We start from the raw sequence: 12,305 nt of genomic DNA on the forward strand, positions 1-12,305 counted from the left end.
GCGGGTGTAGCTCAATGGTAGAGCAGTAGCTTCCCAAGCTAACGACGAGGGTTCGATTCCCTTCACCCGCTCCAATTTGTAGGCAACTAATATTTGCCTGCAAATTGCCTACAAAACGCAACAGACGCACCTACTAACCGCTTGATTGAAGGCGGCAAACAGCCAACAGCGGTTAAGCTTCCCAAGCTTAAGGTGCGGGTTCGATTCCCGCTACCCGCTCCACGCCTTCTTTCATCAACCACTGCTGATCCCGCCCCTGCCTGACGCGGAAAGGCCGGCTTTCTGCTTGTTACCGGTTGAGTCGATCTCAGGGCGTGAAAGGACGCGGGCCATTTCGATGCGATCGGACGGTGCCGGGTGAACGTGTTTCGTCCAACATGGCTCCCTGGTGCACGGCATCCGGCCCGAACGCCGCGTCGTGCTTGCCCTGCCCGGACGCTGCTGGCATCTCTGTGACAAAGGAGACCCGCCTGTGACCATAATGCCCGACCTGCCGTTCCTCACCCCTCTTTCGCCTCAGCACCTGGCTGCCGCCGGCGTGCCCGAAGGCTGGCAGTTCGGCATGGCCGACGTGGTGCGATTTCACGAGCTCGACGCGCTCAACCATGTCAACAATGTCGCCTATTTCCGCTGGTTCGAAAGCCTGCGCATTCCCTATTTTGCCGCCTATCACCTGTCGACCTATTCGCCCGGCGACCCGACCCTGGTCGTGATGACCAACTCGGCCCGCTATCACGCGCCGATGTTCCTGGGCGAACGCTATGTCACCGTGACCCGCACGGCCAGTTTCCGCAGCAGTTCATTCCGGATGGAATATGCGATCTACGGCGAGGGTACGCTGCGCGCCACTGGGGATTGTATCGTGGTCTGCCTGGAAGAGGACGCGGCCACCAAACGCCCCCTGCCCGCCGCCGCGATCGATGCCTTCGTCAGCCGCGACAAGGCCAGCCGCGAGTAGAAGCGAAATCCTGCCATGCTACCGCAAGATATGGTGACAAACCCCCGGACCTGCCCTATTCTTGGCCCCAATTCGGGCACCAGACCCGTGCAATGAAACGCCCCGCGGCGGGGCAAGGCAAGGATGGGCAGATGAGTACATTTTCCAGACGTGGTTTCCTGATCGGTGCGGGCGGAGCAGCCCTGATGACCTCGGCCTGCGCCAATGGCGTGGGATCGACCGGCGGGGCGGCGATCGACGCACGGGTCGAAGCCACGCTGAACTATCTCTACAACCGCTACCCGGGCACCCAGGAACTGGCCGACAAATCGGTCGGCATGCTGGTCATGCCCCTGATCACCGAGGCGGGTTTCGGCATTGGCGGCGCCTATGGCCGCGGGGCTCTGCGCGTGGGCGGGACAACGGTGGACTACTATGTTCAGACCGAAGCGAGCTTCGGCTTGCAGATTGGCGCCCAGCAATATGCCCATGTGCTGTTCTTCATGACCGACGAGTCGCTGCGCGGTTTCCGCACGTCCCCCGGCTGGTCGGCAGGCGGGGACATCAAATACGCGATCCAGAACGAAGGCGACCGGTTGTCGGCGGATACGCTCACCTCGCTGTCGCCAGTGGTCGCGGTGGTTTTCGGCCAGGCCGGCCTGATCGCGGGCGCCACGGTCGAAGGGACAAAATACACCCGGATCATTCCGTAAGATACGGGAAAATAATGTCAAAACGGGCGCCCGGCCGGGCGCCCGTTTTTTCTTGTAGTATTGATTAGGGCCATTTGCCTTGCCTTGCCTTGCCACGCGGGGCGCCGCGGCCCTGACGACAATATAGTTGACATTGACAACCACTTTAGTTGACATTGTCAATCATGACAGATCGCGCACCCTACCGCCTCCATGACGCCATCGGCTATCAGCTGACCGTTACCGCCCGCCTGCAGGAACGCCGTTTCGAAGCAGCCCTGAAGGCCCTCGACCTGACCCGGATCACATGGTGCGTGTTGCTTGCCACTGGCGACGAAGGGCTGAGCCAGCCCTCCGACATCGCCGAATTCATCGGGATCGACCGCACCGCCACCTCCCGTGCGCTCAAGCAGATGGAGGGCGCCGGCCTCGTTACCCGCGACCACGGAACCGGCGACAAGCGCACGACCCGCGTGGCCCTGACCGAGCTTGGCCGCGGGAAGCTCGACGAAGCCGTCCCGATGGCTTTGGCCAACCGCATCCGTACCGAAACCAGCCTGACCGACGACGAGCTGTCCGAGCTGCGCCGCCTGCTCGCAAAACTGCGTCAGGGCGATGACACCCCGCTGAAGAGGCTGTAACATGAAACTCCGCTCCTACCGCGACCGCCCGCCCCATCTGGGGCCCTACCCGCTCGAACGCCTGACCCGAATCGAAACCGCAGAGGGGCTCGACCGGCTCGCCCCGATGCCAGGGCTGAACTTCCGACGCCCTGAGGATCCCCTGTCGATCGTCAACGCGATGCAGGAATACCAGGCAATGCTGGATGCCACCCGCGACGGGCTGGTGAAACGGGAGCGCGGGGTCATCCCCGCGGACCCCATGGAGCGCGCCAACCATCTGAAGTCGTTTGGCTATTACTGTGACGCGGCAATGGTGGGCATCTGTGAAATCCCCGGCTCCGCCTGGTTGGAGACGCCGCTGAAGAACCCTGACGTGGACCGGCTGGCCAGCAAGATCGAGACCATGCAGGTCAAGACCTACGCCGCCGGGGTAGACGTGATCATGGCCGGGTTGCGCGAAAGCCTGAAGGCGCCGCCTGCGGACTGCCGCCATCACACCCACGCCATCGTCTTTTTATACGAATACCCCCGTGATCCGGGGGCGGAAGAAGAAGGCACCGACTGGCTACGCGACGCCCAGTCCCACCGCGCCTGTCTGCGCGGCATGGAAACGTCGGTCTCTCTGGCCAATTACATCCGCCTGCTGGGCTGGGAGGCGCGCGCCCACAGCCAGGCCGCCTCGGACGTTCACCTTGGCCAGTTGGCGGTTGCGGCAGGCTTGGCCACGGTCGAGGGCGACATCGCCGTGAACCCGTTCCACGGGTGCCGTTACGGCCTGTCGGCGATCACCACGACGCTTGAACTGTCCCCGGACAAGCCCCTGGCCGCAAACGCAAAACCACCCGCGACATGGCGCAGCGGGTTCGGCGCTCATGCCCGCAACAGGCGCAATGTCGATCCCTACCAAAGCCGCCGTTTCAGAGACGGCGCCCACCCGTTCGAAAAGCTGAAACGCGTCGAGGTTCCCACCACCTACATCGACCGCGCCAATGTCGCGCGGGTGCCGAAACGGGCCAACATGTTTGCCCGCTCGCTGTTCGGCGACCTCGGCCCTCTCGCACAGGAAGGCTCGAAAAACGGCAACTACGTGCGCAAGTCGGCTGCCGCCTTCGCCTTCCGCCCCTCGCTGGGCGCTTTCATCCTGCTGCAGGATGGGGAGGCGCGCGAGGTGCACCCGTCCACCATGGACCCGGCCCGCAACGCAGCGAATATCAAGGGCGCGCTCTATTTCCTGGGCTGCGATGCCGTGGGCCTGTCGGAATGTCCCGACTGGGCCTATTACAGCCATGACGCCATTGGGGAACCCATTGATCCCTATCACGAAAATGCCATTTCGATCATCATCGACCAAGGGCATGAAACCATGGAGGGCGCCAGCGGGGATGACTGGATCGCCTGTGCCCAGTCGATGCGCGCCTATCTGCGCTTCTCGCTGCTGGGCGGGGTTCTGGCCGAACACCTGCGCCGCCTGGGCCATGGTGCGCGGGTGCATTCGGTGATGGATGACGAGGTGCTGCAGCCCCCCCTGCTGCTGCTTTCGGGCCTGGGAGAGGTCTCCCGCATCGGCGAGGTCATCCTGAACCCCTACCTCGGCCCGCGGCTGAAATCCGGCGTGGTGACGACCTCCATGCCGATGGTGCATGACAAGCCGATCGACTTCGGTCTGCAAGCCTTCTGCGAGGCCTGCAACAAATGTGCCCGCGAATGCCCCTCGGGGGCGATCACCGCGGGGCCGAAACGCATGTTCAACGGCTACGAGATCTGGAAATCCGACAGCCAGAAATGCACCACCTACCGGGTCGCGCAGAAGAACGGGGCCATGTGCGGGCGCTGCATGAAGACCTGCCCGTGGAACCTGGAAGGTCTCTTTGCCGAAGCGCCGTTCCGCTGGGCGGCGACGAAGGCGCCCGGGACGCTGGCGGGGCCGCTGGCGAGGCTCGACGACTGGGCCGGAAATGGCGAAGTGAACCCGGTCAAGACCTGGTGGTGGGATCTGGAGATGGTGAACGAAGGGCCCTATGCGCCTTCCGAACACCCGGTGAACCGGCGCGAGCTGTCCAGGGGGCTTAACCTTCGTTACGAGGACCAGACCCTCGCCGTCTACCCGGCACCGCTCGCGCCCCCGCCCTACAACTGGCCGTTCCCGGCCGATCGAGAGGCTGGCATCCGGGCCTACAAGGAGATGATTTCGGCCGCGGAACACAAGCGCCGCCGCGCGGCGGGCGAGCCGCCCGAACATGTCTATACCGCCGATCAGGCGGAGGCGCCGGTGTTGAAAATGACCGTCACGAAGGTCGAGGCGATGACAGCCGACGTGACCAAGTACGAGTTCAGCGCACCGGACGGCGCCCCCCTGCCCCCCGCCACGGCGGGCGCGCATATCGACGTGGTGGTGGCCCCGGAATTCTTCCGGCAGTATTCCTTGTCCGGCGACCCTGCGGACCCGTCGAAATACCAGATCGCGGTCCTGCGCGAGGAGGACGGGCGCGGCGGATCGAAGCTGATGCACCGCATTTTCGAGGAAGGGCGCCGGGTCTTCGTCTCGCACCCGATCAATCACTTTCCGCTGGTCGAGGACGCACGGTTCTCCATGCTGATGGGCGGTGGCATCGGCATCACGCCGATGATCGCCATGGCGCACCGGCTGCATGCGCTGGGGCGGGATTTCGCGCTGCACTACTCCTGCTCGACCCGGGCCTCCGCGGGGTTCCTGAACGACCTCGCCACCCTGCCCTGGGCCGATAGGGTGCACACCCACTTCTCGGATGAGGGCACCCGGGCGGACCTGGCCAACCTCCTGCAATACAAAGAGGGTTTCCATGTCTATACCTGCGGCCCGGACCGCTACATGCAAAGCGTGATCGAGGCGGCCGAAGCCGGTGGCTACCCCGACGAGGCCCGCCACCTGGAGTATTTCAGCCCGCCGCAAACTCCGGAATACGAGAACCATGCCTTTACCCTGAAACTCGCCAGATCGGGGCGCGAGGTACAGGTTGCCGCCGACGAGGCCGCCACGGACGCGCTTCGCGAGGCGGGGATTCACGTGGATGTGAAATGCGCCGACGGCATTTGCGGCATCTGCAAGTGCGGGGTGATCTCGGGCAAAGTGGAACATCGCGACTTCGTGCTGTCGAAGGCACAGCGCGATGGCGAGATGATCCTGTGCCAGAGCCGCGCGGCAGAACCGGACGGGATGGTCGAAATCGACCTCTGACCCGGCCTGGCCCGATCTGGCCCGATCTGGCCAGGCCAGTCGCGGCGGGTCAGGTCCAGTTCACCTGCACCCCGCCGGGCAAGGCCATGCGGGCCCGCATCAGGGCCTCGTAGGCCAGCCCGGCAGAGTCGCAGAAGGACATGACCCAGGCGTCGTCCATCATCAGGAAATCGAGCACCGAGGCGAGGAAATCCGCCTCCCCGGCGCGGGACCGCAACTCGCCCTCGCTGACGCCCGTGGAGCCCAGAAAGACCGGGCACAGATCCTCGTTGCCAACCAGCCAGGCCAGGGCCTGTAGTGCCACTGTTTCGGCACATTCTTGCCTCATATCCAAACCTCATTAAGTCTTGGAAAGGTTTTCTTAACCAATTTGAGCAAACTATTACCAGACCGAACCGCAAACGAAACCGATTGGCAGGATTTCCATGGCAGGACGCATCCTCATCGCAGATGGCGTTACCACAAGCCGCATCATGCTCAAGGGCACGATGAAGGCGGCGCGTCACGCGATCCTGCAGGCCGACAATGCCGCGCAGGTCCTGCGCATGGCGCGTCGGGACCGGCCCGGCCTTATCATCCTGGGCGAAAGCCTGGTCGATGGCGGCGCCGTGCAGCTGCTGGGGAACCTGAAGGCAGACCCGCTGCTTGCGCGCATCCCGGTGGTGGTCGTGGCGGCAGGGCCCGATCGCGCGATGCGGCTGGCCGCGCTGCGCGCCGGGGCCGATGAGGTTGTCACCAAACCCTATGACGATGCGACGCTGCAGGCTCTGGCGCGCAACCTGATGCGCGCACGCACCGCGCAGGACGAGCTGGACCGGCGGCGCGACACGGCGCGGGAGCTGGGCTTCGCCGAGATCGGCAAGGGCTTCGCCTGCCAGGCCCGGCTGGCGCTGGTGGCGCCGGACATGAAAACAGCGATCCACTGGCGCGCGGGGCTGGGCCGCATGACCCGGGACCGCGTGACGCTGATGAGCCGGGAAGAGGCGATTGGACAGATGCCCGCCGGCACGACGCCGGACGCCTTCGTCGTCGCCGCCTCGATCGATACGCCTGGCGACGGCCTGCCACTGGTCAGCGAGCTGCGCTCGCGCCAGGCCACACGTCATGCGGTGATCATCGTGAAGGTGAGCGAAGAGGATCCCGCGCACCTGACCTCCATGGCGCTGGACCTGGGGGCCAATGCAGTGCAGACCGGCCCCTTCGATGCCGAGGAACTGGCCATCCGCCTGCGCCCTCTTCTGCACCGCAAACTGGAATCTGATGCCCTGCGGGCCGATTTCGACAGCCACCTGAGCCTTGCCGTGACCGACCCGCTGACCGGCGTCTACAACCGGCGCTATGCCCAGGGCTACCTGGACCGTATCGCGCGGGAGGCGCGCGACACCGGGCAGAGCTTTGCGGTGATGGCACTGGATCTGGATCGGTTCAAGTCGGTCAATGACACATATGGCCACCTGGTCGGCGACGAAGTTCTGGTCGAGGTGGCGCGCCGCCTGCGCGAGAACCTTCGCGAGATCGACCTGTTGGCGCGGACAGGTGGCGAGGAGTTCATCATCGCCCTGCCCGCCACCACCTCCGCCCAGGCCGGCGTGGCCGCCGAACGGCTGCGCCGGATGATCGGCGACACCCCGGTGCATTCCCCGTCGCGGGGGATGGACATCCCTGTGACCATGTCGATCGGCGTGGCGATCGGTGATCGGCTTGTGGGGGATGTGAATACGCTTCTGGAGCGGGCTGACCGGGCGCTTTACGCGTCGAAGGCGGAGGGGCGCAACCAGGTCACGATGGTACAGACCGCCGCCTGAACGCCGCCTTGAAACACCAAGGCGGGCCCCCGCAGGGCCCTGCCGTGCAAAATGCAGAGCAGTTTCGTCAATAGCGGTCGCGCGCCCGGTCCTTCCAGTCCGAACGGACCCGGTCCATCGAGTGGCGCAGCCCTCGTTCCAGATCATCGGCGAAACGCGCCCGTTCGCGCGGGGTCATCTTGCCGATCTGTTCGATCAGCACACCACGGCCGATCTCGGCACGCTCGCGGATCCGGTTTCCCTGGGCCGAAAGCAGCCCGTTCAGAGCCTCGGCATCGAAGGGCTCGGCCCGCAGGGTGTTCAGGATCTCCTGCATCTCGTTCACCAGCGCCCGGCGGTTGTCCAGGAAGGGGCCCGCACGTTCACGCAGGGCCTGGGCCATCTCGCGACGGCTCTCACGTGGGAAAGCGCCAATGAAGGGGCCGAAGCCCATGTCGCGGGCAATCGCCCGGTCCGGCGGGGAAAAGCGCCGGGCCTCCTGGCCGTCACGCATTTTGGCGCCCACAACCAGCCCCAGGACCAGCAGGTTCAGGGTCAGCGAGAGGGTCAGGATCACCTTGACCAGACGCCGGGTGCGCCGGGGGGAATTCTGCGCCTCGGGGGGGCGTTGTTCGGGGGTAGCGCTCATCTCAGCCCTCCTCGGTCAGCAGCACGTCGAAGCTGCCATAGCTGGGGATCAGGTCATCCACCTCATAGGCGGTCGCGGTGCTGCCGGGCAAGAGGGTTCCGCCGGACAGGCTGTTCAGCGCATCGGGTTGCACGAAACCAAGCCAGACACCGGCCACCGCCGCCGTCGCCATGGTCGCAACCGAGGGCCAGCCCCCCACCGCCGCAAGCAGACCGGCCAACAGACCGCGCCGTGCGGGCGTGGCGATCGGGGCCGGGGCCGGCATGTTCGCCTGCGCGTCGGCCAGGATGCGCGCCATCAGATCCTGCGAGGGCACCGGCGCATCGGCACGGCCCGCCTCGAAGAAGCTTTCGAGCATCTTGTCGTCATCACGGTCAGTGTTCGTCATAACCCAACTCCTCGCGCTTGCCGGCCAGGATGGCCTTCAGCGCTCTCTTGCCCCGGGCGGTCAGGCTTTCGACCGCCTCGACGCTGATCTCAAGAACCTCGGCAATCTCCGGGTTCGACGCCCCGTCAAGATGCCTGAGCGTGACCGCGATACGCTGCCGGTCCGGCAGCTGGTTCAACGCGGCCTGAAGGGCGGCGGCCCGGTCGGCCTCGATCATCCCTGCGACGGCCCCCGGCGCGTCGTCCGCCGGTTCCGCGATCGCATCGATATCGACCCCGCGCCGCTTGCGCAGCCGATCCGTGCAGAGGTTCTTCACGACCCGGTAGAGCCACGTTGTCACCTTTGCCTCGCCCTGGCGCCAGTCGGGCGCCACTTTCCAGAGCCTCAGCATGGCCTCCTGGGCCACGTCCTCGGCTTCGGCGCGATCGCCCCCCAGCATACGGGCGGCAAAGCCCAGCACCCGGGGGGTCAGTCGCATGGTCAGCATCGCCGCGGCCTCTGCATCGCCATTGCCATAGGCGACCAGAAGGGCCTCGTCCGTCACATCGGAATTTGCGTCGAATGCCATGTCCATTCCGTCTTGCGTACCCGTTCATCATTTCACACGCAACGGGAGTTCCGCGCCGGGTTGGGGACCGGGAATGTCACTGGATGGTCCCCAGAGACACCCGGCGCGGCCCCCGCCTGCTCAGTTGTTTTGCCCGGAGCGCCAGAGGCCACCCCGGTCGCCATGACCGCGTTGACCGCCCCGGCCCTTGCCGCGCATCCACATCTCTTTTTGCGCCGCATCAAACTCGGCCGCGCTGATCGCGTTGTCGTCATCGGTGTCGAACCGGTCGATCATGCGGTCGAGCCTGGCCTGATCCGGCGAGACCTCATCAAAGGACAGCGTGCCGTTCTTGTCGGTGTCGCGACGGTCCAGCATTTCCTCGATCATCCAGCCCATGCGCTTTTCGATCGTCTCTGCGTCCGGGGCGCCACGACGGGCGCTGCGACCGGCCTCTTCGGCCGCCTTCATCCGCTCGTCCATGCGGGCCTTGGCCTGCGCTGCCATCTCGTCCGAATCCAACTGGCCATCCTTGTTGGCATCGGCCGCGTCGAACCGCAGCCTGGCGTTGGCCTGCAGATCCTCGACGGTGATCAGGCCGGATTTGTCGGCGTCCAGGTCGGCAAACTCCATCTGCATGAACTTGCCGCCACCGAAGCCACCGCGTTCCATTCCGCCGCGTGGCCCACCGAAGGCCGAGGCACTCAGGGTCGTTGCGCCCACGGCGCCGGCGGCGATCAGGGCGATCAATGCGGTTTTGGTCGTGCGTTTCATTGGGTCTCTCCTTTGGTCCCGTATTTAAGTGTCTGCCCCCTCGGGCGGCCGGTTCGTTCCGGCCTCGTGACGATCCGTTTCGTCCCGTGTTGTGATCATGAAACGGGCGGGCGGCGGCTTTCCGTCGCGCTGTTTTCAATTTTTCCGAAAGGCTCTGCGTCAGGAGGACGCTGGGTCGTTTTGCACCATGGTTCCCAAAGGGGGTGTGCTTAGGGTATGGGGAAGTCGCGCGACTCGAGAATACAGGATCCAGGACCATGACGGACACACAGCCCGCGATCGGGGCCGACATAGCGGTCGAGACCGTCGATGCCGGCGGCGAACGGCCGTTGAAGCCTGCCCTTCTGAAGGGCTGGCGACGGCGCTGTCCCTCCTGTGGCACGGGGCCGCTGCTGAAGGGCTATCTGAAGGTGCGCGACACCTGCACGGTCTGCGGCGAAGAGCTGTATCACCAGCGCGCCGATGACGGGCCGGCTTATCTGACGATCATCGTGGTCGGGCACCTGCTGGCCCCGATGATCCACATCGCCTATGTGCAGTTCCGCCCCGAACCGATGACGCTGGCCACGGTGTTCACCGTGGGCGCGGTGGCGCTGTCGCTCTATCTGCTGCCCCGGTTCAAGGGGGCAATGGTCGGGATTCAATGGGCCAAGCGCATGCATGGGTTCGGTGCGCCACCCAGGTCCGGGCAGCCGGTGGAAGCGGCGCAGTAAGCGCGCCCGCGGGCGCAGGACGGGAAGATGGGAGGTCCCTTGGACAAGTCGAAGATCATCCGCAACGCGGCAACGGTCATCCTGATCCGCGATGTCGAGACACGCCCGCGTGTGCTGATGGGCCAGCGCGGGGCGAAAGCCGCCTTCATGCCGAACAAGTTTGTCTTTCCGGGCGGTGCCGTGGACATGGCGGATGCCAGGGTGCCGTTGGCCAGCGCCGGGGCGGAACCCTGCCTGACCCGGCTGGGAGAGGATGCCGATCCGGCCCTCGCCCCGGCCTGTCTGGCTGCGGCGGTCCGCGAGTTGTGGGAGGAAACCGGGCAAATCCTTGGCGAACCGGGGCAGTGGCCCGGCGAGGTGCCCGAGGATTGGACAGGTTTCGCCGAGGCCGGATATATCCCCTCGCCCGACGGGCTGTCCTTCGTCTTTCGCGCCATTACGCCGCCGGGCCGCCCGCGCCGCTTTGACGCGCGGTTCTTCCTCGCGGATGCTTCGCGGCTGAAGACCGACCCGGATGATTTTTCCGGCGCCGAAGAGGAGCTGAGCCACCTGCAGTGGATCCCTCTGGACGACGTGCGCCGGTTCGACCTGCCCTTCATCACCGAGGTGGTCCTGTCCGAGATCATCGGCAACCTGCCCGACCTCGGTGCCCCGCGCGAGGTGCCCTTCTTCAACAACACCGATGAAGAAAGCCTGTTCGAGCGGCTGGGGGGCCAGAGCCCTCTGGCCTGAGGGACGCCGGGCGTCCGGGGTCCGCGCGGCGCTCCTACCCGGCGCAGTAGCTCTGCGACCGGGTCCAGGCGCGCATGTCCTCGCGTTTCACGGCCGAATGGAACGGCCCCCAATCCGCCGCGACGCCGCGCATGCCGCGGCTGACAACCCCGTCGCGCGGCACCGTATCGGCCATGATGCGCACGGCGCAGGACAGGTTCGCAGGCCCGTCCCGCAACGCCTCGCCGGTCTGTGCCACGCAGCCATATCCGCGTGCGGTTCCGGGTGAAATCTGCACCAGCCCGAACCAGCGCCCGCCCCCACCCACGGCGCGTGGATTCCAGGTGCTTTCATGTTTCGCCAAGGCGGAAATCAACCCGGCCCAGAAAGCGCTGCGCCCGACCACGTCCTGTTTTTCGTAACCGGGGCACCATTCGGCAACATCCGCCGGCACCAGCGCGGGCAGCGCGGCCCCGTGGCTCGCGAGTGCGGCCATGGTCGCCTCGGTCCAGGCCCCGGACCCCGCGACGTGATCCCAGCGCATGGGGGTCTCGACCGGCGCCGATTTCGACGCGGTCACTCCGCCCGCGCAGGCGGCCAGCAGGAAGAGGGGGACAAGGGGAACAAAGGGCTTCATCACATGTACTCCGTCACGGGCCGCCACGAGCCGTCGCATGCCAGTCTGCGCCGTAGGGGCGCCGCTGTCCATCTCGATGGGGGAAAACCGCCGCACCGCAGCGTTAAAGTTGACCCAGGGTCAACCTTCCATCATAACCGCCCGAACGCGAAGGGAAGGCCCAACCATGAAGAAATTCGTCACCGCCAAGCTGCACGGTATCCATGTCACCGAGGCCGATCTGGGATACCACGGCTCGATCACCCTGGACCCGGACCATTGCGAGGCGGCGGGCATCCTGCCGATGGAATTCGTCGACATCTGGAACAAGCAGTCCGGCGCGCGGATCTCGACCTATGTGATCTATGGCACCCGCGGCAAGCGCCAGTGCATCCTGAACGGCGCCGCCGCACGGACCTGCCAGGTGGGCGATCAGCTGATCATCTGCACCAACGAGCTGCGCCCGGCCGAGGATGTGACCGAGATCGCACCGAAAGTCCTGACCTTTACCCGCGACAACGATGTGGACGAGGTGCTGACCTATTCCGCCGACCGGGATGCGCAGGGGCGGCTGAGTTTCTCGATCCTGAAGGACGACGCACCCCAGCAGATCCCCTACCGCGCAAAGGCGGTTTGAGCGCCCCCGGGTCTTGCCCC

14 protein-coding genes and 1 tRNA gene are annotated in these 12,305 nt (G+C 65.5%); 9 read left to right on the forward strand and 6 right to left on the reverse strand.

The genetic code is table 11. The features are described from left to right. From Q1V43_RS08650 to Q1V43_RS08670, 5 genes are all read left to right on the forward strand, one after another. Positions 1 to 74: transfer RNA gene (locus Q1V43_RS08650), tRNA-Gly, on the forward strand. A 407-nt stretch (positions 75 to 481) separates the two neighbouring features. Next, positions 482 to 958 carry a thioesterase family protein gene (locus tag Q1V43_RS08655; RefSeq protein WP_300516817.1) on the forward strand — a complete coding sequence of 159 codons (477 nt, stop codon included), beginning with the start codon at positions 482 to 484 and terminating at the stop codon, positions 956 to 958. A 131-nt stretch (positions 959 to 1,089) separates the two neighbouring features. Further along, complete coding sequence (locus Q1V43_RS08660) at positions 1,090 to 1,650, forward strand: YSC84-related protein (RefSeq protein WP_300516578.1); 561 nt, start codon at positions 1,090 to 1,092, stop codon at positions 1,648 to 1,650. Between the two features lie 164 nt (positions 1,651 to 1,814). Next, entirely contained in the window at positions 1,815 to 2,270 is a 456-nt protein-coding gene (locus tag Q1V43_RS08665) for a MarR family transcriptional regulator (protein WP_300516581.1), read from the forward strand. A 1-nt stretch (position 2,271) separates the two neighbouring features. Then, positions 2,272 to 5,466 carry a 2Fe-2S iron-sulfur cluster-binding protein gene (locus Q1V43_RS08670; protein WP_300516584.1) on the forward strand — a complete coding sequence of 1,065 codons (3,195 nt, stop codon included), beginning with the start codon at positions 2,272 to 2,274 and terminating at the stop codon, positions 5,464 to 5,466. Positions 5,467 to 5,515: 49 nt separating this feature from the next. On the opposite strand, the gene Q1V43_RS08675 is transcribed toward Q1V43_RS08670, so the two are convergent. After that, positions 5,516 to 5,794, reverse strand: coding sequence for a DUF3572 domain-containing protein (locus Q1V43_RS08675; RefSeq protein ID WP_300516587.1), 279 nt, complete (start codon positions 5,792 to 5,794; stop codon positions 5,516 to 5,518). Between the two features lie 97 nt (positions 5,795 to 5,891). Here Q1V43_RS08675 and Q1V43_RS08680 point away from each other — a divergent pair, with 97 nt between their 5' ends. Further along, positions 5,892 to 7,271, forward strand: a complete 1,380-nt coding sequence (locus Q1V43_RS08680) for a diguanylate cyclase (protein WP_300516590.1) — start codon at positions 5,892 to 5,894, stop codon at positions 7,269 to 7,271. 67 nt (positions 7,272 to 7,338) lie between these two features. On the opposite strand, the gene Q1V43_RS08685 is transcribed toward Q1V43_RS08680, so the two are convergent. The 4 genes from Q1V43_RS08685 to Q1V43_RS08700 form a co-directional block, all read right to left on the reverse strand. Beyond that, entirely contained in the window at positions 7,339 to 7,899 is a 561-nt protein-coding gene (locus Q1V43_RS08685; protein ID WP_300516593.1) for a periplasmic heavy metal sensor, read from the reverse strand. A gap of 1 nt (position 7,900) precedes the next feature. Continuing rightward, positions 7,901 to 8,287 carry a dihydroorotate dehydrogenase gene (locus Q1V43_RS08690; protein ID WP_300516596.1) on the reverse strand — a complete coding sequence of 129 codons (387 nt, stop codon included), beginning with the start codon at positions 8,285 to 8,287 and terminating at the stop codon, positions 7,901 to 7,903. Beyond that, positions 8,274 to 8,861 carry an RNA polymerase sigma factor gene (locus tag Q1V43_RS08695; protein ID WP_300516598.1) on the reverse strand — a complete coding sequence of 196 codons (588 nt, stop codon included), beginning with the start codon at positions 8,859 to 8,861 and terminating at the stop codon, positions 8,274 to 8,276. Before Q1V43_RS08695 ends, Q1V43_RS08690 begins: the two co-directional genes overlap by 14 nt. A 114-nt stretch (positions 8,862 to 8,975) precedes the next feature. Then, positions 8,976 to 9,608, reverse strand: coding sequence for a hypothetical protein (locus Q1V43_RS08700; protein ID WP_300516600.1), 633 nt, complete (start codon positions 9,606 to 9,608; stop codon positions 8,976 to 8,978). A 257-nt stretch (positions 9,609 to 9,865) separates the two neighbouring features. On the opposite strand from Q1V43_RS08700, the gene Q1V43_RS08705 reads away from it, so the two are divergent. Together Q1V43_RS08705 and Q1V43_RS08710 are read left to right on the forward strand one after the other, a co-directional pair. Continuing rightward, a complete protein-coding gene (locus Q1V43_RS08705) occupies positions 9,866 to 10,321 on the forward strand; it encodes a DUF983 domain-containing protein (protein ID WP_300516603.1) in 456 nt (151 codons plus the stop codon). Positions 10,322 to 10,348: 27 nt separating this feature from the next. After that, positions 10,349 to 11,053, forward strand: coding sequence for an NUDIX hydrolase (locus tag Q1V43_RS08710; protein ID WP_300516606.1), 705 nt, complete (start codon positions 10,349 to 10,351; stop codon positions 11,051 to 11,053). A 34-nt stretch (positions 11,054 to 11,087) separates the two neighbouring features. Here the strand turns inward: Q1V43_RS08710 and Q1V43_RS08715 are convergent, their stop codons facing one another. Further along, complete coding sequence (locus Q1V43_RS08715; RefSeq protein WP_300516609.1) at positions 11,088 to 11,669, reverse strand: transglycosylase SLT domain-containing protein; 582 nt, start codon at positions 11,667 to 11,669, stop codon at positions 11,088 to 11,090. A gap of 166 nt (positions 11,670 to 11,835) precedes the next feature. Here Q1V43_RS08715 and panD point away from each other — a divergent pair, with 166 nt between their 5' ends. Next, complete coding sequence (gene panD, locus Q1V43_RS08720; protein ID WP_300516612.1) at positions 11,836 to 12,285, forward strand: aspartate 1-decarboxylase; 450 nt, start codon at positions 11,836 to 11,838, stop codon at positions 12,283 to 12,285. Positions 12,286 to 12,305 lie beyond the last annotated feature (20 nt).

The organism is Aliiroseovarius sp., assembly GCF_030148435.1.
Taxonomy (GTDB): domain Bacteria; phylum Pseudomonadota; class Alphaproteobacteria; order Rhodobacterales; family Rhodobacteraceae; genus JASBTN01.

Coding starts and splice junctions, on each gene's coding strand:
- Q1V43_RS08655 (WP_300516817.1), top strand. CDS start 482: ATGCCCGACCTGCCGTTCCTCACCCCTCTTTCGCCTCAGCACCTGGCT.
- Q1V43_RS08660 (WP_300516578.1), top strand. CDS start 1,090: ATGAGTACATTTTCCAGACGTGGTTTCCTGATCGGTGCGGGCGGAGCA.
- Q1V43_RS08665 (WP_300516581.1), top strand. CDS start 1,815: ATGACAGATCGCGCACCCTACCGCCTCCATGACGCCATCGGCTATCAG.
- Q1V43_RS08670 (WP_300516584.1), top strand. CDS start 2,272: ATGAAACTCCGCTCCTACCGCGACCGCCCGCCCCATCTGGGGCCCTAC.
- Q1V43_RS08675 (WP_300516587.1), bottom strand. CDS start 5,794: ATGAGGCAAGAATGTGCCGAAACAGTGGCACTACAGGCCCTGGCCTGG.
- Q1V43_RS08680 (WP_300516590.1), top strand. CDS start 5,892: ATGGCAGGACGCATCCTCATCGCAGATGGCGTTACCACAAGCCGCATC.
- Q1V43_RS08685 (WP_300516593.1), bottom strand. CDS start 7,899: ATGAGCGCTACCCCCGAACAACGCCCCCCCGAGGCGCAGAATTCCCCC.
- Q1V43_RS08690 (WP_300516596.1), bottom strand. CDS start 8,287: ATGACGAACACTGACCGTGATGACGACAAGATGCTCGAAAGCTTCTTC.
- Q1V43_RS08695 (WP_300516598.1), bottom strand. CDS start 8,861: ATGGACATGGCATTCGACGCAAATTCCGATGTGACGGACGAGGCCCTT.
- Q1V43_RS08700 (WP_300516600.1), bottom strand. CDS start 9,608: ATGAAACGCACGACCAAAACCGCATTGATCGCCCTGATCGCCGCCGGC.
- Q1V43_RS08705 (WP_300516603.1), top strand. CDS start 9,866: ATGACGGACACACAGCCCGCGATCGGGGCCGACATAGCGGTCGAGACC.
- Q1V43_RS08710 (WP_300516606.1), top strand. CDS start 10,349: ATGGGAGGTCCCTTGGACAAGTCGAAGATCATCCGCAACGCGGCAACG.
- Q1V43_RS08715 (WP_300516609.1), bottom strand. CDS start 11,669: ATGAAGCCCTTTGTTCCCCTTGTCCCCCTCTTCCTGCTGGCCGCCTGC.
- panD (WP_300516612.1), top strand. CDS start 11,836: ATGAAGAAATTCGTCACCGCCAAGCTGCACGGTATCCATGTCACCGAG.